Genomic DNA, 24,716 nt, shown 5'->3' with positions numbered 1-24,716 from the left:
TCAGGTGCCGTAGACCGGGACCGGGCCGGTCACTTCGCCGACCGAGGCCAGCAGGATGTCGGCGATGATATCCAGTTCTTCGCGTGTCAGGCGCACCGGCAGGCGGACGTCACAGGCCTTCATCAGCATGTCGCGGGTCTGCGGCAACTCGAACTTCTCCGGCAGGAATTGCCAGTTCCAGAAGGCGCGGGCGTTGTCCTCGCTCAGGCCAAAGACCTGAACCTTGACACCGCGCGATTCAGAGGCGGCAGCGAAGGCGCGGATCTCGACCTCGTCCATCCCGACCAGGTTGAACTGGATCGAATCCGGCGCACGGCGCTCGGGTGCCAGCGGGGCAGGGACGTCGATGTAATCCGAGGTATTCAGGCGCTTGGCCACATAGTCGTGGTTCGCCAGCCCGTCACGCACGCGGCGTGCCAGTTCCGGGATCTGCGGCCGGATCACGGCGGCGCTCAGGTTGCTCATACGCAGGTTATAAAGCGGCAGTTGGTTCTGCCAGCGGGCAAAGGCCTGTTCCAGCTCGGGCGAGTTGTCGCCGTGCGGGCCTTTGTGTTTTTTCCAGTTGTGCTCATAGGCGCCCGACATGATCACGGCGCGGGCCACCAGATCGGCGTCGTCAGTGATCAGGATGCCACCTTCGCCCGCGTTGATCATCTTGTAGGACTGAAACGAGAAGCAGCCGACCTTGCCGATGGTGCCGATGTTCTGGCCGTGCCAGGTGGTGCCCAGCGAGTGCGCCGCGTCCTCGATCACCGGTATGTCACGCTCGTTGCACAGGGCCATGATCGCGTCCATGTCGGATGTGTGGCCGCGCATGTGGCTGATGATCACCGCCTGCACGCCGTCCAGCTTGGCGGCGAAATCCTCCATGTCGATACGATAGTTTTCGGCCACTTCGCACAGCACCGGAATGCAATCCGCGTGCACGATCGACGACGGCACCGCGGCGAAAGTAAAGCCGGGGATCAGAACCCGCGCGTCCCGCGGCAGGCCCAACGCTTTGAGCGAAAGGAACAACGCTGCCGAGCAGGACGACACCGCCAGCGCGTATTTCGTGCCCAGCAATGCGGCGAATTCGCTTTCAAGCAGTGCCACCGGCGCATCCTGCGGCGCGGTATAGCGGAACAGGTCGCCTGATTGCATCAGGGCGTCGATGGCTTTGCGGGCGGCTGCGGGGATGGGTTCGGCGTCATGAACGTTTGGAGGAAGCGTCATATTTGATTTTCCCAAATTCTATCTTTGGGAAAGATAAAGCTAATTATTGGCCAGTTAAACCCCTCAATCGCCTTGTGGGCGAAAATTCACCAATCTGTTGCAATTCCTTAAGGTCAGACCCCGAGGCGATCCCGCAGGGCAAACCACGTCATCGCCAGCACCAGCAGCGGGCTGCGCAGCGCGGGGCCGCCGGGAAAGGGAAGGGCGGGAACGCGGGCCATGGTGTCGAACCCCTCGGCCTGCCCCTGAATGGCCTGTGCCATCAGCTGCCCGGCATGGGTCGCGGTGCCGACCCCGTGGCCGGAATAGCCCGAGGCCGACAGGATGTTCGGCGCAACCCGTGCCAGATAGGGCATCCGCCGCATGGTAATGGCCAAAGTGCCGCCCCAGGCATAGTCGATCTTGACGTCGCGCAGATGCGGGAAAATCTCGACCATCGGTTTGCGGACCTTGGCGGCGATGTCAGTGGGGAAGCGGTAGCCATAGCTTTCGCCGCCGCCGAACAGCAGCCGGTTGTCGGCGCTGAGGCGGAAGTAGTTCACCACGAATTTTGTGTCAGCGACGGCCACGTCGCGGGTCAGGACGCGGGCGGCCTCCGGGCCCAGAGGCTCGGTCGCGGCGATGAAGTTGTTGATCGGCATGACGCGTGAGGCGACTTTGCCGTTCAGGTTCCCCAGATATCCGTTGCAGGCCAGAATGACGTGGTCGGCGGTCACTTTGCCTTGTTCAGTGCGCACGGCGACGGGGGTGCTGTTCTCAACGCCTGTGACCTCGGTGCTTTCATGGATGCGCACACCAGCCTTCACCGCAGCGTCCGCCAAACCCAGTGCGAAGTTCAGCGGGTGCAGATGCGCAGCGCCCATATCCAGATAACCGCCGCGATAGGCGGGCGACGGGCACAGCGCGTGGCCTGCGCTTTCGTCCAGCAACTCCATCTGGTCATAGCCGTATCGGTCAGACAGATGTGCCGCGTGGTCATGCAGTTCGTCCTGTTCCGCATTGCTCAGGCCCAGAACCGCCACGCCGGGTTTCAGGTCGCAATCAATCTGGTGTTTGGCGATCAGCGACTTGACCAGATCTTTGGCATCCTCGGCCAGCTCCCACAGCTTTGCTGCATCGTCATTCCCGACCAGCCGCTCGAGGTCTTTCTGATCCATCCGCTGTGCGCTGCCCAGTTGGCCACCATTGCGGCCCGATGCGCCGAACCCCACCCGGTGCGCCTCAAGCAGAACCACGTCGAATCCGGCCTCGGCCAGATGTAGGGCGGCAGAGAGGCCGGTATAGCCTCCGCCCACCACGCAGACATCTGCTTTCACTTCCCCCGTCAGCGCGGGAGACCGGTCGATCGGATTGGCCGTCGCGGCATACCAACTCGCCGGATACTCGGCTTTGCGGTCATTGGAATAGAGCAGGTTCATCGCGTGCCTCAGACGTTCATCAGCAAGTGCTCACGCTCCCACGGAGAGATGACCTGCAGGAATTCCTCATACTCGGCGCGTTTGACGATGCCATAGACGCGGGCGAATTCGGGGCCGAGAACTTCGTGCAGGGCAGTGGCCTCATCGAACAGGTCCAGCGCGTTGCCCATGACCTGCGGGATATCACCGTCGCCCTCATAGGCGTCGCCATAGAATTGACGGCGCGGGCGCTCTTGCTGGACCAAACCCAGATAGCCACAGGCCAGTGACAGGGCGATGCCCAGATAGGGGTTGCAGTCCATCCCGGCGATGCGGTTTTCGACCCGGCGCGCCTCGGGGCCTGACAGGGGCACACGGATGCCGGTGGTACGGTTGTCGCGCGCCCATTCCAGATTGATCGGGGCGGCGTGGTCTTTCACATAGCGGCGGTACGAGTTCACATAGGGCGCCATCACCGCCAGACCGGCGGGCAGGTGGTTCTGCAGCCCGGCGATGAAGTGATAGAACGCGTCCGTCTCACCGCCTTGCGGGCCCGAGAAGATGTTCTGCCCCGTCTCGATATCGATGATCGAGTGGTGGATATGCATGGCCGAGCCCGGCTCATCCTCGATCGGTTTCGCCATGAAGGTGGCAAAGCAGTTGTGACGCAGGGCGGCCTCGCGGATCAGGCGTTTGAAATAGAACACCTCATCGGCCAGCTTGACCGGGTTGCCGTGGCGCAGGTTGATCTCCAACTGACCCGCGCCGCCTTCCTGCGTGATGCCGTCGATCTCGAACCCCTGATGCTCGGCGAAATCATAGATGTCGTCGATCACCGGGCCGAACTCGTCCACCGCGGTCATCGAATAGGCCTGACGCGCGGCCGCCGGACGGCCCGAACGGCCCATCATTGGCTTAATCCCTTGCGCCGGGTCGACGTTGGGGGCGACCAGAAAGAACTCCATCTCGGGCGCAACGACCGGCTTCCAGCCCTTGTCGTGATACAGCTGCACGACGCGTTTCAGCACGTTGCGTGGGCTGAAGGGGATCGGGTTGTTGTCCCGGTCATAGGCGTCATGGATCACCTGCAGCGTCCAGTCCCCCGTCCAGGGTGCAGCCGACGCGGTGGTGAAATCGGGCTTTAGGATCATGTCGCGTTCGATGAACCCGTCCTCGCCCGCGGCCTCGCCCCAGTCACCCGTGATGGTCTGGTAAAAGATGCTGTCGGGCAGGTGGAAATAGGTCTGCTTGGCAAATTTTGACGCAGGCACCGCCTTGCCCCGCGCAATGCCGGGCAGGTCCGAGATGATGCACTCGACCTCGTCCAGTCGCTGGCCTTCGATATAGGTCCGGGCTGCCTGTGGCAGCTGATCTTTCCAGTCGGCCATCAGGCCCTCTCTTTCTTCAGAAAATCGGCCATGTGCTGCGCGATCTTCGGATTGTCATCTTTGGTGGGCAGGCGGTTGGCCGCGTCCTGCATCAGGGCATCGGGCACCACGCCCTTGCCGCGGGTTTCCATCAGGCCCTTGATAAAGCCGTCGCCGTATTCCGGGTGCGCCTGAACGGTCCAGATCGTATCGCCATAGGCGATCATGGCGTTGTGGCAGAAGTCATTCGAGCCAGTGACCTTGGCGCCTTGGGGCAATTCGACAACCTGATCCTGATGCCAGGCATTCAGGGTCACCGTCTGCCCGTCATAGTCATAATCCGTCCGCCCGACGGCCCAGCCGCCCGAGAACTTTTCGACTTTGCCACCAAGTGCCTGCGCAATGACCTGGTGGCCGAAACAGACGCCGATCAGAGGCTGCCCGCTTTTCCCGATCTCGCGAATAAGGTCTTCCAGCGGAGGAATCCACGCGTGGTCCTCATACGCCCCGTGGCGCGAGCCGGTGATGATCCAGCCATCGGCCTGATCCGCGCTGTCGGGGAACTGATTGTCGACCACAGCATAGCTTTCGAACTCAAAGCCGTTGCCGTCCAGAAGCGTGCGAAACATCGCGTCATAGGCGCCGAACTGGTTGTGCAATTCGTCGGGCGGGTGGCCGGTCACAAGGATGCCGATTTTCATGGGTCACCAAATTTGATCAAATTTATTCTAGCCCACCGCATCCGGTCGGGCAAGGGGGGTCAAACCGCTTCGAGATAGCTGAGCCAGTGCTCATCCGGCGGACGTTCACCAAAGCGCCGGATTTCCTGCCGCTTAGTCATGGCGAAAAAGCGGATCAAATCGGCGGGAAAGATGCGCGCGACCAACGGGTCGGTTTCAAAGGCGGCAATTGCCGAAGCCCAGTCGCTTGCCAGTTGCGGCAGGCCGTCGATTTCGTAAGCGTTGCCCGCGATCGGAGCGGGCGGTTCGGTCTCATCCTCGATCCCGTTCATCGCGGCGCCCAGCACGGCGGCCAGCATCAGATAGGGGTTGATGTCGCCGCCCGCAACGCGGTGTTCGATTCGTCGCGCGGCGGGCGCACCTCCGGGAATGCGGATCGCAGCGGTGCGGTTTTCATAGGCCCAGCTTGCGCCGGTCGGGGCGTGTGCGCCGGGCACAAGCCGCGTGAAGGAATTGCCGTGCGGAGCAAAGACCAGCGTGCAGCCCGGCATCGCGGCCAGACATCCGGCAACCGCCCAACGCAGCAGATCGGTGCCCTCAGGCCCGCCATTATCGAACACGTTGCGGCCCTGGTCGTCCACGACCGAGAAATGCACATGCATCCCATTGCCCGCATCGTCTGCATAAGGCTTGGACATGAACGTGGCCGTGAACCCGTGCTTGCGGGCAAGGCCGCGCGTCAATGCCTTGAAAAGCCACGTATCATCGGCGCAGCGCAGGGCGTTCTGATGGTTCAGGTTGATCTCGAACTGGCCAATGCCGCTTTCTGAGATCGCCGTCTGTGCGGGGATGCCCATCGCGGCACACCCATCATAAAGCTCGGTGAAGAAGGCGTCGAACGCGTCCATTTCGGCCATGGAGAGGACTGATTCATCCGCCAGCCTGCGCCCGGTCGCCGGGTTAATCGGAGGCTGCGGGTGCGTGCCCGAGGCGTCGAGCAGGGTGAATTCCAGCTCGGTTGCCGCGATCACGGACCAGCCGCGCTGGGCGTAGCGCTGCAACACCGCAGCCAGAGCATGCCGCGGGTCTCCGGCAAAAGGTGCGCCCGCGTCATCATACAGGCACATCGGAACCAGCGCCGTGTCCGCCGTCAGCCACGGCATCGGCACCGGGCCGCGATCCGTCGGCAGCAGCATCCCATCCGCATCACCAGATTCAAAGACAAGGGGACTGCCGTCGATATCCGCGCCCCACAGGTCCACGTTCAGCGCAGAGAACGGCATCCGCACCGTGCCTTTGCTCAGCTTGTCGGCATAAGAGGGCGGCACACGCTTGCCCCGCATCTGACCGTTCAGGTCACAGGCGGCGACGCGAAAACTGTGCAGGGCGCTCAGGTCCATCGGGGTCTCCATCACTCGGGATGTCCGAGATGTAATCGAGACTGTGCGACTTGTCACGAAATTTGATCAAATTAATTGGCTGCAGGATGCAGGCGAAGGGCTCCGCGCCAGAGGGGGATGGCGCGGAGCGAGAGGACGTCAGACGAAATTGACGCCGTTATCTGCCATCGGCAGCGAACTGACCTTGACGCCCGAAAGCGCCCGGATCGCATTGGCAAGGGCCGGGGCCGAGGGCGGCGTGCCGGGTTCGCCGACACCAGTCGGCGCTTCAGCGGACGGCACGATATGGACGTCGATCTCTGCGATATCACCGATGCGCAGAGGCTCGTAATCGGGGAAGTTGAACTGGTCCACGGCCCCTCCGGTCAGCGTGATCTGATTGCGCATGACGTGGCCGATACCGTAGCCGATACCGCCTTCCATCTGCGCCCGCACCACGTCGGGGTTCACGGCGATACCGCAATCCACGGCACAGGTGACCTTTTCGATTTTGATGCCGTTTTCCGGATCGCCCGAGACCTCGACAACTTGCGCAGCATAGGACCCAAAGGACTTGTGCACGGCAATGCCCTGCGCCCGACCTGCAGGAACGTTGCCCCATCCCGCCTTTTCAGCGACCAGTTTCAGCACACCTGCTTTGCGTTGCTGATCCGCGTCACTGGTATCGGCCAGATGCGCCAGGCGGAACTCGACCGGGTCACGGCCTGCGGCCTCGGCGACCAGATCCATCATGGTTTCCATCGTATAGCCGGTATGGGTGTGACCCACCGAGCGCCACCACAGAACCGTTGTGGCCTTGGGTGTGTCGGTCAGCCCCACGGCCATTCCGGGGATTTTATACGGGCTGTCGGCAATCCCTTCGACCGAGCTGTGGTCGATCCCGTCATGCACCAGAACCGCTTCGAACGGAGTGCCTTTGATAACCGATTGTCCTGCAACCTGGTGCTGCCATCCGACGATGTTGCCGTCAGCATCCAGACCAACGCGGACCTTGTGGCCGAACGCGGGACGGTAGTATCCGCTGCGGATGTCATCCTCGCGCGTCCAGACCAGCTTGACCGGGCGGGACTGGTCGGTGACCGCAAAAGCCAGCGCGGCCTCGACCTGATAATCCGCGTCGGGGGTCGCACGACGACCGAACGAGCCACCGGCCAGCATGGTCTTGATGTGGATTTTCTCGGGCGGCAGCTGGAAGATCTGCTGATAGGCCATATGCGGGCCGGTCGGCATCTGCGCGCCGTCATGCAGCACGATGTCGCCTTCGGCGGTTTGCTCAATGGTGCAGTTCAGTGGCTCCATCGGCGCATGGGCCAGAAGCGGGAAGTAGAAGGTCTTTTCGACAACCTTGTTCGCCGCGTCTATGGCCGCCGACACCGCGGCCACATCCGTCTTGTTCACGTTATACGCAGGCTCGGCATCCAGCGCGGCCATGATCTCGGCCTTGATCTGGTCCGAGTCGCGGGTTTCCGCAGCGGACATGTCCCATTCGACCTCAAGCGCGTCGCGCGCCTGGATTGCGGCCCAGGTGTTTTCGGCATAGACCGCCACGCCCGCCTGATTGGGCAGAACGGCGGCGTTGATATAGCCTTTGACCTCTTTTGATGCGCTGTCGTCAAAACCCTTGGCAATACCGCCTTTCGATTCCGGGCGCTTGATCATGGCAACCATCTGGTTCGGCAGGTGAACGTCCATAGCGTACATCGCCTGACCGTTGCCTTTGATCGCCGAGTCCTTGCGGCGCACGGCCTCATTGCCGATCAGGCGGAATTCGGACGGGTCCTTCAGGCGCGGCTCAGCCGGGGCCTCCAGTTGGGACGCAGCGGCCACGAAGTCAGCAATCGGGGCCGATTTGTCACCGGCCTTGACGATGCCTTCCTCGATGGTGATGCCGGATGCATCCACGCCCCAGCTTTGGGCGGCGGCGTCGATCAGCATCTGGCGTGCAGCGGCCCCGGCCTGACGGTATTGCAGCCACGAGTTTGCCATCGCGGTTGACCCGCCGGTGCCCTGGAACGGACCGAACAGCAGGTTGTTGTAGATGTTCGGATCAGAGGGCGCGAATTCGTATTCGATCTGATCCATGGTCAGGCCGATTTCCTCGGCGATCAGCGTGGGCAGGCCGGTCGCTGGCCCCTGACCCTTTTCGAAATGCTTGACGATGGCGGTCACGGTGCCATCAGCATCGATCTTTACGAATGAGTTGAACTGAGCGGTCTCGGTCGATCCGGCAGCCAACACGCCATCGGGGCGCGCGCCAACCAACAGGACGGCACCGGCAGCAGCGGCACCTTTCAGAAACCCTCGGCGGGAGGTGTTGATGGTCATGGATCAGGCCTCCAGAATCTCGGACGCGCGCTGGATACCGGCGCGGATACGTTGATAGGTGGCGCAGCGACAGGCATTGCCGGACATATAGCTGTCGATGTCCTCGACGCTCGGCTTCGGGTTTTCGGACAGCAACCCAACGGCCGACATCACCTGACCCGACTGGCAGTAGCCGCATTGAACCACGTCCAGTTCGACCCAGGCCTGCTGGACGGCCGCGCCGATCTTGTCGTCACCCACCGCTTCGATCGTGGTGATCTCGGCGTCTTCGACGTCTTCGATAAAGGTCTGGCACGAGCGCACGGGCTCACCGTTCAGGTGCACGGTGCAGGCGCCGCAGGATGCGACACCGCAGCCAAATTTGGTTCCGGTCAACTTAAGTTCATCCCGGATTACCCACAGCAGGGGGGTGCCGGGTTCGGCGTCGACCGAGTGGGTCTTGCCATTCAGGTTCAAGGTCAGGGCCATGAGGGGACTCTCCATGTTGGGCTGGTTACCTGAGTCGGTAAACTGGCGGGTTTACTGTATGTGACACCCCTGTCCGTGTAAACCCGCCGGTTTACCTAGTGTTTGACCTTGCTCTGTCAATGGGTCTATAGCTTTGAAACATGAGCGATTGCTGCGCACCGAACGCGTCCAAACAGGCCCAGATCATCGAAGCCGCCGTAGCCGAATTCCAGGAAAAGGGATTCGCCGCGGCCAGCATGGACCGTATTTCCGCCCGCGCCGAAGTGTCCAAACGCACGCTGTATAAGTACTTCGAAAGCAAGGAAAACCTGTTTCGTTCGATTGTGATCGAGCTGTCCAACCGGTTCGCTGCCGTGCGCGATATCAGGTACAAACCGGGCCGCGACATCCGCGAGCAATTGACCGAGCTTGCCTGGGCCGAAGGGCGGATTCTGATGATGCCCGAGGTTATCGCCATGGCGCGGATGGTGATCAGCGAAACTTTGCGCAACCCGGAAATGGCGGCGGCGGCGCAGGGCAAGCTGGACAAGACGTCGATCTTTGTCACCATGCTTAAAGATGCCGCAGATGACGGGCAGTTGCAGATCGAAGATCCGGAACGGGCCGGGCAGGAGTTCATCGGCCTGATCAAGGCCAAGGCGTTCTGGCCGATGATGTTCACTGGCGGTGTGCTGAGCGAACAGGACATGACCGCAACAATCGACAGCAGCGTCGACCTGATCCTCAGCCGCTATGGCACACGGGCGTCAGACTAGGTGCCGGATCGTCGGTTCGGGCCTTTCATGTTGCGATATCGATCCGTTTCTAAACCAGAGGACGCGTAGTCTTGCCGCGGTTGTATGACGAGATCTACCCGTCCGCCCCACTGCTGAGCAGCGAAGACGCCGCGCATATGTCGGCGGCGGCACTGATGTCGGTTCGCTATTTTCAGGCTGATCCCGGCAGTATGCCCGAGGATGCGTTCGACGAGCATCACATCCTGCTGAACCTGCAGCCGGTGCCGCATCGGGTGCAGAATATGCGCAACGGAGAGCTGCGGGATTTCACCTTCAACCTGCATGACATCATCGTCACCCCGGCGGGCACGCGGTCGGGCTGGCGCTGGTTCGCGAAATCGAATGTCATCGTGATCACCATCGACCCGCAAAGGGTCGAGAAGTTCGCGCAATCCGAGCTTGGGCTGCTGCTGGAACCGAGGCAGTTCGAAGACCTGCCGCAATTCTCGGACCCCGATCTTTGTGCGGCAGGCGTCATACTGCGCGATGCGCTTGAGAATGACGACATGTCCTCGGCCGTGATGTTCGAGGCGATGAGCCGTGTCTTTCTCGTCAAGCTGCTACAGAAATACGGCCGCCGCCGACCCGAGGACGTGGCACTGAGCGCGCGGTTCACCTCGGCCCATTACAACAGGGTTCTGGCCCATATCCGCGCGCATCTGGATCAGACGATCACTGTTGACGATCTGGCGGCCGAGGCGGCGATGAGCAAATCTCACTTTAACCGGGTGTTCAAAGAGACGCTGGGCACCACCCCCATGCAATACGTCATGGCCTACCGGATCGAGCAGGCGATCCGGATGCTGTCTGAGCCGGACCAGAGCTTTGCCGAGATCTCTGCCGCATGCGGGTTCGCTGATCAGGCGCATTTCTCGCGAAGTTTCAAGAAGATCACGGGGCAGACCCCGAAACAGTTTCGCGGCCAACGCGTTTCAGACAAGAAATAGCGCGATCCTTCAAAACTCAGGCTGTATGTTTCAATCAAAACCCCAAGGGCGCGCGTAATTTCTGGTCATCAGGTGAGGTTCTCACCACATGAGATCAGGAGATACGGCAATGACGAAAACTGCCCTTGGAACCGCCGCACTGCTAATGGCCTCAACCGCTGCTATGGCGCAGGTTGAAACCCGCATCGTGACGTTCGAAAACGAAGGTGCGACGCTGTCGGGCACACTCTACCTGCCCGAAGGGTATGGCGGCCAGAAGCTGCCCGTCGTCGTTGTGACCGGCGCCTGGACCTCCGTGCAGGAACAGATGCCCCGCGTCTATGCCGAGGAAATGGTCGGGCGCGGCTTTGCGGCCTTCACCTTCGACTTCCGCGGCTGGGGCAAATCCGGTGACTTGCCGCATCATGTGCGTTTCGTCGAAAGCCCCGAGGCCAAAACTTCGGACATCCGCGCCGCGTTTGAATTCGTCGCCACGCTGCCGGAAGTTGACGCGGCGCATATCAACGCTTTGGGCATCTGCGCCTCGGCCGGGTACATGGTCGACGCGGTGGCCGGCAATGATCTGGTGCAGCGGATCGGTCTGGTCGCCCCATGGCTGCAGAACGCCGAGATCGTCAAGGCCGTATATGGCGGGGCCGAAGGTGTGTCAGGTCTGATCGAGGTCAGCCGCGCCGCCGAGGCCGCCGGTGGCCAGATCATCCCGGCAGCCGGTCCCGAAGGGGCCGAAGGCGTACTGATGCCGATCGGCGGTTATTACTATGAGCCCGAACGCGGGGCGATCCCGGAATATGACAATCAGTGGAACAATGCGGGCTGGGAAGGCTGGCTGACATACTATCCGGCGGACAACCCCAGCCGTCTGACGCAGCCTCTGGCGGTTGTGCATTCCGAAGCCGCCGCCATCCCGCAGGGTATGCGTACCTTTCTGGAAGGGTTCGCAGGCGACGCGACGCTGAAGATGCTCGAGGACGTCACGCAGTTCGATTTCTATGACAACCCCGAGGACGTAACCCGCGCCGCCGATACCGTTGCCGCGCATTTCGCAGCCGGTTGCGCACAGGGCGACTAAGCCGAATAGAGCCCATCGCGGCGCCCAAGCGCGGCGCGATGGCCTTACCCCGAGGACTTTGTAGGAGATGAGCATGAAACTCTTGCCGATTTTGGCCGCCGCAACCACCGTCGCAGCTTTGCCGTCCTTTGCGGATGATACCGCCCGGATCAATGCTGCGATCACCAGCATCGCAGCGGGTGCGGACCGTCATGACTGGGATCGCGTGCGGGGTGCATTCGCAGATGAGGTCACGCTGGATTACACCAGTCTGTGGGGTGGAGAACCAGCCACCGAAGCGGCGGACGACGTGATCGCGCAATGGTCCGGCTTCCTTCCGGGGTTCGAGGTGACGCATCACATGGTCACTAACGAAACGATCACTTCGATTGACGGCGATCGCGCCACCGCACAAGCGGATTTCACCGCGACGCACAGGATTGGGCAGGATTTCTGGGTTCTTGGTGGGCGGTACGACTATAGATTGATCCGCGATGCCGAGGGCTGGAAGGTCTCAGGTCTGACAATGACGGCCTTATGGGAAACCGGTTCCCGTGATCTGGTTGCCGTGGCCGCCCAGCGGGCAGGGAGCGGGAACTGATCAACGGCCCCGCAATGCAAAAGGCCGGGCAATGGTCCCCTTGATCAATGTCCCAAGCCCCAAAGACGGAGAAGAATGAAGTGATTTCGATATCCGAACGCAACAAAGCCACCGTGCGCGCCTTTTTCACGGCATTGGAAGCCGAGGATGCGGCAGCTGTTGCTGCCCTGTTCGCCGCAGGGGGCGTGCACATCAACCCTTATCATTGCGGGGTTTTCCCAACCGGCGCCGAAGGTCGCGACGCGATTGAGGCCTATTGGGCACCGACCTTTCCGAACTTTGATGGTATGACCTTCCTGATCCACGAGCTCTGCGCGATGGAGGGCGGGCAGGGGGTGTTCGCTCGCTACACAGGCCGGATCAAGCTGAGGGATGGTGCGGGCTGGTACAACAACGACTACTACTCGACCTTTGCGTTCAACGAATCCGGTGAGATCACGGAATACGTCGAAATCTTCAATCCGGTTGTTGCCGCACGCGGCTTTGGTCTGATGGGCCAGTTGATCGCGCAGGGCTGATCGTTTTTCGTCTCGGGTTCCCGGCTATTCCTTGCCGCGCCGCGTTTTGCCTGTTGATGAAGGTCGAAAAGCGTTGGCGCCACCGCGCAATTGGCAATCGACCGGCGACGGGTTGCAACCCGCTGTCCGTTCCCTACGGATATGCTACACCCTAGCGCACTCGAATCAAATGCCTTTGGACAGACGCGAGCAGCCGGGAAGGGCCTGTTGCACCGCCCCGGCTGAAAACGGAGCTGACGCTGTGAAAGACACCACACAAAAAGCAGCGCGTTTAAGCGTGGCGCCTATGATGGACTGGACCGATCGGCACTGCCGCTATGTGCACAGGCTGCTGAGTGGGCAGGTGTTGCTCTATACCGAAATGGTAACGGCTCCGGCGTTGGTGCGCGGTGGGGCGATGCATCTGTTGGACTACAGCCCGCAAGAGCACCCGGTCGCGCTGCAGCTTGGCGGCTCTGATCCGGAAGAACTGGCGCAGGCGGCGCGGTTCGGGGCGGATGCGGGGTACGACGAGATCAACCTGAACTGCGGCTGCCCCTCGGACCGTGTGCAATCCGGCACGTTCGGGGCGGTGTTGATGAAAGACCCGGGGCGGGTGGCGGAATGTGTTTCCGCAATGCGCGAAGCGGTGGACGTTGAGGTCACCGTGAAATGTCGCATCGGCGTGGATGAACAGGACCCCGAAGAGGTGCTGCCCGCGTTTCTGGAACAGATCCGGGCTGCGGGGTGCCAACGGGTGACGATCCACGCGCGCAAGGCCTGGCTGCAAGGGCTCAGCCCGAAAGAGAACCGGGATATTCCGCCGCTGGATTATGACCTAGTGCACCGGATGAAGGCGGCATTTCCCGATCTGCACACCTCGATCAACGGCGGTATTGCCTCGCTGGATGAGGCGCGCACGCATCTTGAGGCCGGGCTGGACGGCGTCATGATCGGGCGCGCGGCCTATCACCAGCCAACAGATATTCTGGCCACCGCTGACCCGGTTATTTTTGGAACCGGGCAGGCGACCGACCCGATTGAAGTTGTTCAAAAAATGGTGCCCTATGTCGAACGTCACCTTGCCGAAGGGGGACGCTTGCACCAGATCACCCGTCATATGTTGGGCCTATTTGCCGGGCGTCCCGGCGCGCGGGCGTGGCGGCGGGCCTTGTCCGAAGGTGCGGTACACGAAGGCGCAGGCCCCGAGGTGATGCTGCAGGCGCTGGAGCGCGTAGCGCCTCTCGCCGAGGCTTGAACGAACGAAGATCGGTAAGGGGGAACAATGCCCGAGACGATGTTGCTGGCCCAGATGCTGGGCCTTTTGCTTGTGATCGGGGCGCTGGCCGGTGTGCTGGCCGGATTGCTGGGCGTGGGCGGTGGTATCGTGCTGGTGCCCGCGTTTTTCTATGCGTTCCAGACGCTTGGCTATGGTGGCCCGCAGTTGATGCAGCTGTGTCTGGCGACCTCTCTGGCGACGATCATCGTGACTTCGATCAGATCCGTGCTGGCGCATAACAAGAAGGGCGCAGTGGATTGGGATATCCTGCGCGGCTGGGGGCCGGGGATTGCGTTGGGGGCAATTGTCGGAGTGCTGGTCGCCTCGGCGCTGCGGACCGAGGCATTGCAGGCGCTGTTCGGCCTACTGGGAATGGTCATCGGCGTCTATCTTGGGCTGGGTAAATCCGAATGGCGGCTGGGCGATGCCATGCCCAAGGGTATCCGCCGCGCGGTGCTGTCGCCCTCGGTGGGCTTTCTGTCGGTGCTGATGGGGATCGGAGGCGGCAGTTTCGGGGTGCCGCTGATGAGCCTGTTCAACACGCCCATTCACCGCGCCGTTGCCACCGCAGCCGGGTTCGGCGTGATCATCGCGGTGCCTTCGGTCTTGGGCTTTCTGTTTCTGGATATCGCACCGGAACACCGCCCGCCGCTGACCATCGGGGCGGTCAATCTGGTGGCCTTCGCAATTGTCGTCGCCATGACGATGATCACCGCGCCCTGGGGGGTAAAGCTGGCCCATGCCATGGACCCCAAGCCGCTCAAGCGCGTCTTTGCGGTGTTCCTGACGCTGGTCGCCCTGAACATGCTGCGCAAGGCGCTGGGACTATGAGCGATTTTCACGATAAGGGCTGGATAAGGTTTCCCTATGATCCGGTGCTGGCCGGTTGGGTGAGGCACGCTGTACCCGCGGCACGGGCGTCGATCACCGACCCGGCCCACGCCGAATGGCTGGATTGCGAAGGCACGTGGTTCATAGGTGTCGACGCCTTGGACAACGACCCGCAAGGCCGGGTCGGACAGTCAGGCGCGCTGTCCGGGCAGGCCATGGACTTTATCACCCGGCAGTACGGAAAGCTGCCGCTGCACAAGGGGCAGGTCTCGGTCATCTACCCCGGCTATCCGCGTCCACGGCGGGGCGAAGGCGACAGTGCCGCGCGATATCGTCTGAAACGTGACGCCGCACATGTGGATGGGTTGCGGCCGATAGGGCCGGATCGACGGCGGCGTGTGGATGAGCCTCATGCCTGGATACTGGGCATCCCCCTGACCGAGGCCAGCGCGGATGCTGCGCCAATGGTGTTATGGGAGGGCAGCCACAAGATTCTGCGCGCCGCGTTCGAACACGCACTGGGCGGGCATCCCCGCGACGCCCTGCATCAGGTGGACATAACGGATATCTATCAGGCCGCCCGTCGTGAGGTATTTGAAACCTGCCCGCGCCTGGAACTGCCTGCCAAACCGGGCGAGGCCTATCTGTTGCACCGTCACTGCCTGCACGGCGTCGCCCCGTGGGGCGAGGGGGCCTCGACCGGGCCGGATGGACGTATGATTGCCTATTTCCGCCCCGAATGCGCCGGGGGAGTAGCCGAATGGATCGAAACCGCCTAACGTCCTGCCATTGTTAAGGTTTGGAGGTTTTACCCGATGATTACGGTCCACAGGAATTCTCACGGCGCGCTGCTCGAAGTTGAGCTGTCCGGTGAGGTGACCAGCAGCGATTACAGCGACACGCTGGTCCCCGCGATTGAGGCTGCACTGGCCGAACATGACACGGTGCGCCTGCTTGCGGTCGTTCAGCCAGAGTTCAAAGGCTACGATCTTGGCGCGGCCTGGGCGGACACCAAGCTGGGCCTCAGCCATTGGCGCGGGTTCGACCGGATTGCCGTGGCGGCGGATCAGGGCTGGGTGCAGACCGGTATCCGCCTGGCCTCTCCGATCCTGCCATGCCCGGTGCAGGTTTTCGAACTGTCCGAACTGGAGGCCGCGCGCCGTTGGATGCGTGAATCTCTGGGCGCCATCCATGTGATCGATCTGGGTGGCCCCTGTGTTCAGGTCAGCCTGCTGGGCAAGCTGGACCCCGAAGAATATGCGCGGGCCGAGGTGGAGCTGGACAACCTGCTGGTGGGCAAAAGCGGGTTTCGGTTGTTGGTTGATCTGCGCGAATTTGATGGCTGGCAGGGGCTTACGGCGCTGGCGTCGCATTTCCAACTGGTGCGCAAACATGTCGGGCTGCTGAACCGTGCGGCCATCGTGGGGGACAAAACCTGGCAGCACATCGCGCAGAAAGCGGCCAGCCATATTCTGGGAACCCGCACTCAGTTCTTTCCCTCGGAAGAGATCGAAAACGCCAAATCCTGGCTGGCCGCCGGGTAGGGCGTTAATGGGCGGCTTAAGCTGACGTCAGGGTAGGCCGGGTTATTCTTGATTGATCGATCAAGAAAAGGTTAAGAAGGGCGTGTTCTTCCGCTGTACCACTTCGGAGGAACGCAAATTCTGAAGCGCGCCGCTGTGGACTGCCACTCACTCACCGCACGTGTTCGAACTTGACCCCCTCGAAGTTCACACCAGCCTGCAGCGGCGCAGGTTCAGTCCAAATTGGTTTTCGGGAAATGGGTTACGTGTTGTTCGTCCGCGCGGAACGACCACCGCGGCGCTTGGCCAGACGGGGTTTGCGCGAGGGCAGATCGTCCATGATTTCTGTACGCTCGGTGCTGTCCATTTTGGACCAGCGCGAAATCTCGTCGATTGTGCGAAAACAGCCGGTGCAGATCCGCTCGGTCGGATGCACGACACAGATCTGGACGCACGGGCTTTCGACCTCGTTCCTTTTCCAAACCATGTTTGTCATCGGCCCACTCCGTCCGTTACAGAAAGCGCAGCCTGTCCAGCGCTCCTTGTAGAATATAGCCTGCGGCGACGTGATCGATAACCTCTCCGCGACGTTTTCGTGTCGTATCCGCCTCTAAAAGCGCCTTTTCGGCCGCAACGGTGCTGAGTCGTTCGTCCCAAAAGCCGATCGAAACCTCGGTCAGGCGGGACAGGTTGCGGGCAAAGGCGCGGGTCGATTGGCAGCGGGGGCCTTCGGTTCCGTCCATGTTTTTCGGGAGGCCGAGGATGACGCCGCCGATCTCGCGGTCGGCGATGATTTCAAGCAGGCGGGCGGAATCCAGCGTGAATTTCTTGCGCCGTACGGTTTCCAGAGGGCTGGCCACGCCGCGCATCCGGTCCGAGACCGCCACGCCAATGGTTTTTTCCCCCAGATCCAGCCCCATCAGTGCGGTCATCGGCGGCAGCGCGGTTGCGAAATCCTCGAACGCGTCGTGGATCATTGTGCGATCCCGGCCTGCATTGCGGCAGCGTCGATCAGTTCAATAGCCTCGGCGTTACCTGCAAAGACTTCCATCGCCTCGTTTTTTATATCGATGGCGCGTTGACCCTCGCCCAAAACGCCAAGGGCTGCGATCAGGCGGGCCCATTCCTCGGGCGAGCCACCTTCGCTGGCAAGGCGTTCAGACAGTTGGTCGACCATGCCCCTGATCATCTCTTGCCGCTCTTCCGGAGTCAGCGCGGCGGCGGCATCGACGTCATCCTGACTGGGTCCGGTGGCAGCGGGGGCGGGGATGTCCGGCGCGTTAAAAACGCCCGCGCGGAAGGCCAGCTCGTCCAGTTGCGCGCGGATGGCACCCGCCCACGGCGCACCGGCCGGGGCATCGCGCAGGGCATCGACCCAGATTCGGTATCCAACGTCGGGGCGTCCAATCTGAACCATCATCTGCCCCAGGTAATACTGCGCCGGGCCATGGCGCGGGTCACGCTGAAGCGCCTGCTTCAAGGCCTCTTCTGCCTCGGGTGAGACATAGCCGCCTGCGGACAGGATCATCATCTCGGCCAGATGAGAATAGGCATCGGCAGGGGCCGCATCGCCTGACAGTTCTATGACGCGCTGCTGCGCTGTGTAGGCGGCCTTGAAATTGCCCGCGTTTGCCTCGTGCTGCGCCAGCAGGATGTGGCCTTGCAGGTCGTCCGGGCGTGCTGCAACAGTATCGCGCAACTGTGCCAAAAGATTGGCGTAACTCTCATCCAATTGCGGTGCCTCGGCGGGCTGTGCCGCAGCTTCGGCTTCGGCCTGGCTGGGGCGCTCGGCACGCAGGGCTTCGGCCTGTTCCTTGCGCAGCGACAGGGGTTGATCCGGAAGCCCGGCGGCCCCCATCTGACGGTACAATTGAGCCCCGCCGCCAACCACGATTGCAGCGATCACGACAAAGGCGGCAATAGTGGCCCACATCGGCGCCCCGGCCTGTTTGGTCCCGGCCTGCATCTGCGCGTCGGCGGCCAGAATGCGACGTGAGATCTCTGTGCGGACCCGCTCAGCGTCGGCCTCGCCGATCACACCGCGCGCCAGATCCTTGTCGACGCCGGCCAACTGCTCGCGATAGACGCGCAGGTCATAGGCTGCGGCAGGCTCGCGCGTTTTGCGACCACGCAACAGCGAAAGGCCCAGGATCAGCGCCGTCAGCAGCGCGGTTAGGATTGTGACGACCAGGAACGACATGGTATCTCCGATATGGCTGCCCTGACTTAGACCTCTCGGCAGGGCGAAAAAAGGGGCAAATGGCCGCGCGAGGACGTCTTGTCGCAATAATCGGGCGGATGTCGCAATAGTTCTATATTGTGGCGTTGCGTGGCAGGGCTAAACTGTCCGCACGCGGCATACCTGCGCCAATCACCGAACCGGATGGATTCGCTCATGAAACACTACTCAGCCTTTGCTGTGGCGCGGGAGGCCCTGCGCTATCACACCGGGTGGGAGCGCGCGTGGCGCTCGCCCGAACCCAAGAAACGCTATGACGTCATCATCATTGGCGCTGGCGGACATGGTCTGGCGACCGCCTATTACCTTGGCAAGAACTACGGCATCCAAAACGTCGCTGTCATCGAAAAAGGCTGGCTGGGCGGCGGTAACACCGGTCGGAACACGACCATCATCCGGTCGAACTACCTGCAGGACCCGTCGGCGGCACTGTACGAAAAAGCACGCAGCCTTTATGAGGATCTGAGCCAGGACCTGAACTACAACATCATGTTCAGCCCGCGTGGTGTGATCATGCTGGCGCAGACTCAGCACGAAATCCGCGGCTATCAGCGCACGGCTCACGCCAACGCTTTGCAGGGCGTGAAAACCGAGTGGATCGGCCCTGAGCGCGTAAAACAGCTGGTGCCGATCATCAATCTGGATGGCCCGCGCTATCCGGTTCTGGGCGGTCTCTGGCAGGAACGCGGTGGCACCGCCCGCCACGACGCCGTGGCCTGGGGCTATGCGCGTGCATGTTCGGCCATGGGGATGGACATCATCCAGCAGTGCGAAGTCAAAGGCATCCGGTCGGAAAACGGTCGCGTCGTCGGCGTCGACACGACCAAGGGCGCCATCGATTGTGATAAGCTGGGCATCGTCGTCGCAGGCCATTCCGGTCAACTGGCCGAGATGGCGGGTTTCCGTCTGCCGCTTGAGGCCGTGGCCCTGCAGGCGCTGGTTTCCGAGCCGATCAAACCCTGCATGGACGTGGTTGTCATGGCCAACACCGTGCACGGTTACATGTCTCAGTCCGACAAGGGCGAGATGGTGATCGGCGGTGGTACGGACGCCTACAATAACTTCACCCAGCGCGGCTCGTTCCATCATATCGAGGAAACGGTGCGTGCTCTGGTCGAGACTTTCCCGATGATCTCGCGCCTGAAGATGCTGCGCCAGTGGGGCGGTATCGTGGACATGACCGGCGACCGCTCGCCCATCCTGTCGACGACGCCCCTGGGCAACTGCTTCATCAACTGCGGATGGGGCACCGGTGGCTTCAAGGCGATCCCGGGGTCCGGCTGGGGCATGGCACAGCTGATGGCCACCGGCCATTCACCGCTGACCGAGGCCTTCACGATGGACCGGTTCAAACAGGGCCGCTTCATTGACGAAAGCGTTGCCGCCGGGGTGGCGCACTGAGGGCTCTGCCCGAAGTCGCCCGCTAACAGAATTCTGGTCGGCCACCGCGCCGACCGACCGCCAAAAAGGATGACCATATGCTGATCCTGAATTGCCCCTATTGTGGCGTCGACGCCGAAGAAACCGAACTGGCCGCGGGTGGCGAGGCGCATCTGAAGCGTTTCGGCCCAGGCTCGTCGGATGACGATTTCCACGACTATCTGTTCATGCGTGAAAACCCCAAAGGTGTTCACTTTGAACGCTGGCGCCATGTGAATGGCTGCGGCAAGTGGTTCCACGCCGCCCGCTGCACGAACACGCTGGAAGTGTTCGGCACGTACTCGGCCCAGACCACCGAGCCACCGCAAGAGATCAAGGACGCCATCACCGCCAAACGTCCGGGATGGACATGGAGAGAGTTCTCCTGATGCTTCATCTTTTCAAAAATACTCCCGCCGGAGGCTCTGATGCCTCCACCTGCGAAAGGTCCGCAAAATGAGCACCCGTCTCGCAAAACAGGGCCGGCTGATTAACCGGTCGAAACAGGTCACCTTTACCTTCAACGGCACCTCGATGCAGGGGTACGAGGGCGACACGCTTGCCTCGGCCCTGTTGGCCAACGATCAGATGATGGTGGGCCGGTCGTTCAAGTATCACCGTCCGCGCGGCGTTGTCGCCAGCGGCGCCGAAGAGCCGAACGCTCTGGTCGGTCTGGGGCAGGGCAACCGGTTCGAGCCGAACCAGCGCACCACCACGACCGAGCTGTTCAACGGCCTGACCGCGATCTCGCAGAACCACTGGCCGAACCTCGAGTTCGATATCGGCGCCGTGAACACCGCCTTTGCGCGCTTCTTGCCCGCTGGTTTCTATTACAAGACGTTCATCCATCCGAAACCGTTCTGGAAACACGTCTACGAGCCGTTCATCCGTCAGTCCGCCGGTCTGGGCAAAGCGCCCGACAAGGACAGCCGCGACGCGGACACCTATGAACACTTCTATGCCTTCACCGATGTGCTGGTTATCGGCGGCGGTGTTGCTGGCCTGCAGGCCGCGAAAGTTGCGGCGCAATCCGGTGCCAAGGTCATGCTGATCGAGCAGACCGCGCATTGGGGCGGCCGCGCTCCGGTTGATGGCGGAACCGTTGATGGCGAGCCTGTGGATAAGTTCGTGGAACAATTGGTTTCCGAACTCGAAACAATGGACAATGTCACCCTGCGCAACCGCTGCATGGGGGCAGGCGTTTATGACCACGGTTATGTGCTGGGGTATGAGCGTCTGACCGACCACACTCCGGGCGTGCAAGGACCACGTCACCGCCTGTGGCGCATCCGCGCGAAACAGGTCGTGACCGCAACCGGTGCAATCGAACGTCCGCTGTCTTTCGCAGGCAACGATGTGCCCGGCGTGATGCTGGCCGCAGCCATGCGCGATTACGTGGTGAACTGGGGCGTGACCCCGGGTGAGCGCGTGATCGTCGCCACCAACAACGACGACGCCTACCGCACCGCGATCACGCTGAAACAGGCTGGCGTGGACGTTCTGCGTATCGTTGACGCACGGGCCGCGGCTGGCCCTCTGGCCGAAGAGGCACGTCAGCTTGGCATTCAGGTCGATCCGGGCAAAGCGATCGCCAAGGTCAAGGGCGGCAAGCGCGTCAAGAAGGTCGCGTTGTGTAACCAGGAAGGCATCGGTGGCGCTCGCGAAGAAGTTGAATGCGATGCGGTTGCCATGTCGGGCGGCTGGTCTCCGGTCGTTCACATGTGGTCGCATTGCGGCGGCAAGCTGATCTGGGATGAGGCGAACGCCCATTTCCGTCCCGATCCCGAACGTCCGCCGCTGGGCGCGAATGGCGAAGGCTTTGTGGTTGCCGCCGGGTCCGCCAACGGTCCGCTGGCGCTGGGTGATGTGCTGGCCGACGCGCAGACCGCAGGTCAAGCCGCGGCTGCCGGCGCGGGTTTCAAACCCAAGACCGCTGAGGCTCCTAAAGGGGAAACCACCGCCGAGGCGGCGATGGAGCCGGTCTGGCTGATGCCCTCGAATGCCGAGATCAGCCTGCGCATGAAGTCCTGGCTGGACTTCCAGAACGACGTTAAAGTTTCCGACGTCCAACTGGCTGCGCGTGAGGGCTATGAAAGCGTCGAGCACACCAAGCGTTACACCACGCTGGGTATGGCGACCGATCAGGGTAAGTTGAGCAACATCAACGGCCTGGCGATCCTTGCTGATGCGTTGGATGCGGAAATCCCCAAGGTGGGCACCACCACCTTCCGTCCGCCCTATACGCCCATCTCGCTGGCGTCGATCGGTGGCGAAGCGCGCGGTGAGGTGTTCCAGCCGATCCGTCAGACCCCGATGCACAACTGGCACGACAAGAACGGCGCCGATTGGGAGCCGGTCGGCCACTGGCGCCGGACCTATGCCTATGTCCGTCCCGGTGAATCCGTGCATGACGCCGTGAACCGCGAGGTGAAGAACACCCGCGAAAACCTCGGCCTGCTGGATGCTTCGACACTTGGTAAGCTGATCGTCAAAGGCCCGGATGCCGGCAAGTTCCTGGACATGCTGTATACCAACATGATGTCCACGCTGAAGGTCGGCAAGTGCCGCTATGGCCTGATGTGCTCGGAAAACGGCTTCCTGATCGACGACGGCGTGGTCGCCCGGATCGACGAGGACACCTGGCTGTGCCACACAACCACCGGCGGAGCCGAGCGTATCCACGCCCATATGGAAGAATGGCTGCAGACCGAGTGGTGGGACTGGAAAGTCTATGTCGCGAACGTCACCGAGCAATACGCTCAGGTCGCTGTGGTCGGCCCCAACGCCCGTAAGGTGCTGGAGAAGCTGAACGCGCAAGCGGGCGGCGGCATGGATCTGTCGAAAGAGGCGCTGCCCTTCATGGAATGGCGCGATGGCAAGATCGGTGAGTTCGATGCACGCGCCTATCGCATCTCGTTCTCGGGCGAGCTGTCCTATGAGATCGCGGTTCCCGCATCGCAGGGTCAGGCGTTCTGGGACGCGCTGATTGCGGCAGGGCAGGAATTTGGTGTCATGCCGTACGGCACCGAATGTCTGCACATCTTGCGGGCCGAAAAGGGCTTTATCATGATCGGGGACGAGACCGATGGCACCGTGATCCCGCAGGATCTGGGGCTGCACTGGGCGCTGTCGAAAAAGAAAGAGGACTACCTCGGCAAACGCGCCCACACGCGCACCCATATGGCCGATCCAGAACGCTGGAAACTGGTGGGTCTCGAGACTGTGGATGGTTCCGTCATTCCCGACGGCGCTTACGCGGTGGGCGAGGGCGTCAACGCCAACGGTCAGCGCAACATGATCGGGCGGGTGACCTCGACCTACTATTCGGCCAATCTGGACAAAGGCATCGCCATGGGTCTGATCAAGCACGGTCCCGACCGCATGGGCGAGATCGTCGAGTTCCCGGGCACCGACGGTAAAATCTTCAAAGCCAAGATCGTGGACCCGATCTTCTTCGACAAAGACGGGGAGAAGCAGAATGTCTGAACCCATCAGCGCACTGAACCACGCCAGCTATGAAGGCATCGCCAAGGTCGAGGAATGCGGCCTGCAGGGTATGATCACCCTGCGCGGCGACCTGTCCGACAAGGTGCTGGCCAAGGCCGTCAAGGACGCAACCGGGCAGAAAGTGCCAGGTCAGCGCGAAGCGCTGGTCAACGGTGATACCGGCGTCTGCTGGATGTCCACCGATGAGCTTCTGGTGCTTGTTCCGTACGCCGAGGTCGAGGCTAAGCTGGCCGCGATGACCAACGCGCTCAGCGGCACACACGCGCTTGCCGTCAATGTTTCGGACGCGCGGGCCGTGTTCCGCATCTCGGGCGCAAGCGCGCGTGAGGTGATGGGCAAGGTGTCGCCTGTCGATCTGTCGACCGAGGCGTTCCAACCCGGCCAAATCCGCCGCTCACGTCTGGCGCAGGTAGCGGGCGCGTTCTGGATGGACGATGCCGAAACCTTCCGCGTGGTCTGTTTCCGCTCGGCTGCGGACTACGCGTTCAAACTGCTGACGGTTGCGGCGCAGCCGGGCAGCGAGGTTGGCGTTTACTAACCTGATGACCTTTCTGGACGAACAGGCCGCCCGTATGAACGGGTGGCCTTTTTTTCTCTGCGTGTGTTGCCGAAGCCTCAGTGGTTTCAATCTCGTGAACATGTTGACGTTACGTCAATGTTGAGGGGGATATTACCGTTGGAATAGATGCAAATTGAAACTAAATTCGCGTCAAACGGGTGTGGCAATTTAAGTTTGCATAAGCAACTTCCAAGCCTGTCGAGATTAAGAAATACCAAGCTACTGATGAGAAAAATAAAGACTTTGGCGGTTTGCCTTGCCGCCCTTTCTATCGCGCCCCAAGCTGCAATTTCCGAGGTCTATGAAGAAAGCTTCGAGTGTGTTTTCAGTAGGGGGGTGGCCAACCGCCCGTCGCCTTCGCGGATACTTTTTTCAGTCGACGAATATGGCCGGTCGGCCCTCCTGCACGAGGTTGAGATACCTGGCGTTGACACTGTGAAAGGCTCTGGTTGGATCAGCCGAGACAGTATTCGACGCTTGTCGATCAATTGGGTCGGTCAAGCTTACAGATATTCCGAAACCGGTCGCAGTACCGCGAAAAGAGAGTCGCGGGGGTTTGTGACTGACTTGCGACAAACTGAATTCTCGCTGTTCCTGGATCGAAGAACCATGAGGGCTATTGCCCGGGCTACGACAAG

The 24,716-nt window shown here is 61.6% G+C and carries 23 protein-coding genes; 13 read left to right on the top strand and 10 right to left on the bottom strand.

What is annotated here, in order from left to right:
• The 7 genes from ACR0NT_RS06785 to ACR0NT_RS06755 form a co-directional block, all read right to left on the bottom strand.
• Positions 1–1,215 carry an aminotransferase class I/II-fold pyridoxal phosphate-dependent enzyme gene (locus tag ACR0NT_RS06785; protein ID WP_170672001.1) on the bottom strand — a complete coding sequence of 405 codons (1,215 nt, stop codon included), beginning with the start codon at positions 1,213–1,215 and terminating at the stop codon, positions 1–3.
• Positions 1,216–1,328: 113 nt separating this feature from the next.
• Entirely contained in the window at positions 1,329–2,633 is a 1,305-nt protein-coding gene (locus tag ACR0NT_RS06780; protein WP_170671999.1) for an NAD(P)/FAD-dependent oxidoreductase, read from the bottom strand.
• A gap of 8 nt (positions 2,634–2,641) precedes the next feature.
• On the bottom strand, positions 2,642–4,000 hold the full coding sequence (locus ACR0NT_RS06775; protein ID WP_170671997.1) for a glutamine synthetase family protein: 1,359 nt from the start codon (positions 3,998–4,000) through the stop codon (positions 2,642–2,644).
• Positions 4,000–4,680 carry a type 1 glutamine amidotransferase gene (locus ACR0NT_RS06770; RefSeq protein WP_170671995.1) on the bottom strand — a complete coding sequence of 227 codons (681 nt, stop codon included), beginning with the start codon at positions 4,678–4,680 and terminating at the stop codon, positions 4,000–4,002. Before ACR0NT_RS06770 ends, ACR0NT_RS06775 begins: the two co-directional genes overlap by 1 nt.
• Before the next feature lie 59 nt (positions 4,681–4,739).
• Positions 4,740–6,059 carry a glutamine synthetase family protein gene (locus ACR0NT_RS06765; protein ID WP_170672448.1) on the bottom strand — a complete coding sequence of 440 codons (1,320 nt, stop codon included), beginning with the start codon at positions 6,057–6,059 and terminating at the stop codon, positions 4,740–4,742.
• A gap of 138 nt (positions 6,060–6,197) precedes the next feature.
• On the bottom strand, positions 6,198–8,384 hold the full coding sequence (locus tag ACR0NT_RS06760) for a xanthine dehydrogenase family protein molybdopterin-binding subunit (RefSeq protein ID WP_170671993.1): 2,187 nt from the start codon (positions 8,382–8,384) through the stop codon (positions 6,198–6,200).
• A 3-nt stretch (positions 8,385–8,387) separates the two neighbouring features.
• The gene (locus ACR0NT_RS06755; protein ID WP_170443222.1) at positions 8,388–8,852 is read right to left on the bottom strand and encodes a (2Fe-2S)-binding protein; all 465 of its coding nucleotides are present in this window, start codon (positions 8,850–8,852) and stop codon (positions 8,388–8,390) included.
• A 140-nt stretch (positions 8,853–8,992) separates the two neighbouring features.
• Here ACR0NT_RS06755 and ACR0NT_RS06750 point away from each other — a divergent pair, with 140 nt between their 5' ends.
• The 9 genes from ACR0NT_RS06750 to ACR0NT_RS06710 all read left to right on the top strand — a co-directional run bounded on the left by ACR0NT_RS06750 (position 8,993) and on the right by ACR0NT_RS06710 (position 16,375).
• Positions 8,993–9,607 carry a TetR/AcrR family transcriptional regulator gene (locus ACR0NT_RS06750; protein WP_170443224.1) on the top strand — a complete coding sequence of 205 codons (615 nt, stop codon included), beginning with the start codon at positions 8,993–8,995 and terminating at the stop codon, positions 9,605–9,607.
• Between the two features lie 71 nt (positions 9,608–9,678).
• Positions 9,679–10,575: a helix-turn-helix domain-containing protein gene (locus ACR0NT_RS06745; RefSeq protein WP_480442784.1), complete on the top strand. Its 897-nt coding sequence runs from the start codon at positions 9,679–9,681 to the stop codon at positions 10,573–10,575.
• 88 nt (positions 10,576–10,663) lie between these two features.
• Positions 10,664–11,644, top strand: coding sequence for an alpha/beta hydrolase (locus tag ACR0NT_RS06740; protein WP_170671991.1), 981 nt, complete (start codon positions 10,664–10,666; stop codon positions 11,642–11,644).
• A gap of 73 nt (positions 11,645–11,717) precedes the next feature.
• Positions 11,718–12,224 carry a nuclear transport factor 2 family protein gene (locus ACR0NT_RS06735; RefSeq protein WP_480442781.1) on the top strand — a complete coding sequence of 169 codons (507 nt, stop codon included), beginning with the start codon at positions 11,718–11,720 and terminating at the stop codon, positions 12,222–12,224.
• A gap of 80 nt (positions 12,225–12,304) precedes the next feature.
• A complete protein-coding gene (locus ACR0NT_RS06730) occupies positions 12,305–12,742 on the top strand; it encodes a nuclear transport factor 2 family protein (RefSeq protein WP_480442779.1) in 438 nt (145 codons plus the stop codon).
• Between the two features lie 241 nt (positions 12,743–12,983).
• Positions 12,984–13,979, top strand: coding sequence for a tRNA dihydrouridine(20/20a) synthase DusA (gene dusA / locus ACR0NT_RS06725; RefSeq protein WP_480442777.1), 996 nt, complete (start codon positions 12,984–12,986; stop codon positions 13,977–13,979).
• A gap of 27 nt (positions 13,980–14,006) precedes the next feature.
• Positions 14,007–14,831: a sulfite exporter TauE/SafE family protein gene (locus tag ACR0NT_RS06720; protein ID WP_170671985.1), complete on the top strand. Its 825-nt coding sequence runs from the start codon at positions 14,007–14,009 to the stop codon at positions 14,829–14,831.
• Positions 14,828–15,610: a hypothetical protein gene (locus ACR0NT_RS06715; RefSeq protein ID WP_170671983.1), complete on the top strand. Its 783-nt coding sequence runs from the start codon at positions 14,828–14,830 to the stop codon at positions 15,608–15,610. Before ACR0NT_RS06720 ends, ACR0NT_RS06715 begins: the two co-directional genes overlap by 4 nt.
• A gap of 36 nt (positions 15,611–15,646) precedes the next feature.
• A complete protein-coding gene (locus tag ACR0NT_RS06710; RefSeq protein WP_170443236.1) occupies positions 15,647–16,375 on the top strand; it encodes a SpoIIAA family protein in 729 nt (242 codons plus the stop codon).
• 241 nt (positions 16,376–16,616) lie between these two features.
• On the opposite strand, the gene ACR0NT_RS06705 is transcribed toward ACR0NT_RS06710, so the two are convergent.
• Genes ACR0NT_RS06705 through ccmI form a run of 3 tightly spaced genes read right to left on the bottom strand, consistent with a single transcriptional unit; the run spans position 16,617 to position 18,554 of the window.
• Complete coding sequence (locus tag ACR0NT_RS06705) at positions 16,617–16,850, bottom strand: DUF1289 domain-containing protein (protein WP_170443238.1); 234 nt, start codon at positions 16,848–16,850, stop codon at positions 16,617–16,619.
• A gap of 16 nt (positions 16,851–16,866) precedes the next feature.
• Positions 16,867–17,331, bottom strand: a complete 465-nt coding sequence (ruvX, locus tag ACR0NT_RS06700; RefSeq protein ID WP_170671981.1) for a Holliday junction resolvase RuvX — start codon at positions 17,329–17,331, stop codon at positions 16,867–16,869.
• A complete protein-coding gene (gene ccmI, locus ACR0NT_RS06695; protein WP_170443242.1) occupies positions 17,328–18,554 on the bottom strand; it encodes a c-type cytochrome biogenesis protein CcmI in 1,227 nt (408 codons plus the stop codon). The genes ruvX and ccmI overlap by 4 nt, the downstream gene beginning before the upstream one ends.
• Positions 18,555–18,749: 195 nt before the next feature.
• Between ccmI and ACR0NT_RS06690 the strand changes: the two genes are divergently transcribed.
• The 4 genes from ACR0NT_RS06690 to ACR0NT_RS06675 all read left to right on the top strand — a co-directional run bounded on the left by ACR0NT_RS06690 (position 18,750) and on the right by ACR0NT_RS06675 (position 24,057).
• Positions 18,750–19,994, top strand: coding sequence for a sarcosine oxidase subunit beta family protein (locus ACR0NT_RS06690; RefSeq protein ID WP_170443244.1), 1,245 nt, complete (start codon positions 18,750–18,752; stop codon positions 19,992–19,994).
• Between the two features lie 77 nt (positions 19,995–20,071).
• On the top strand, positions 20,072–20,401 hold the full coding sequence (locus ACR0NT_RS06685) for a sarcosine oxidase subunit delta (RefSeq protein ID WP_170671979.1): 330 nt from the start codon (positions 20,072–20,074) through the stop codon (positions 20,399–20,401).
• A gap of 67 nt (positions 20,402–20,468) precedes the next feature.
• The gene (locus ACR0NT_RS06680) at positions 20,469–23,498 is read left to right on the top strand and encodes a sarcosine oxidase subunit alpha family protein (protein ID WP_170671977.1); all 3,030 of its coding nucleotides are present in this window, start codon (positions 20,469–20,471) and stop codon (positions 23,496–23,498) included.
• Entirely contained in the window at positions 23,491–24,057 is a 567-nt protein-coding gene (locus ACR0NT_RS06675) for a sarcosine oxidase subunit gamma family protein (protein ID WP_170671975.1), read from the top strand. The genes ACR0NT_RS06680 and ACR0NT_RS06675 overlap by 8 nt, the downstream gene beginning before the upstream one ends.
• Positions 24,058–24,716: the final 659 nt, after the last annotated feature.

Source organism: Ruegeria sp. AB10, assembly GCF_056542745.1.
The sequence above is the reverse complement of the archived record's forward strand: the minus strand, read 5'-3'. Positions and strand labels throughout refer to the sequence as shown.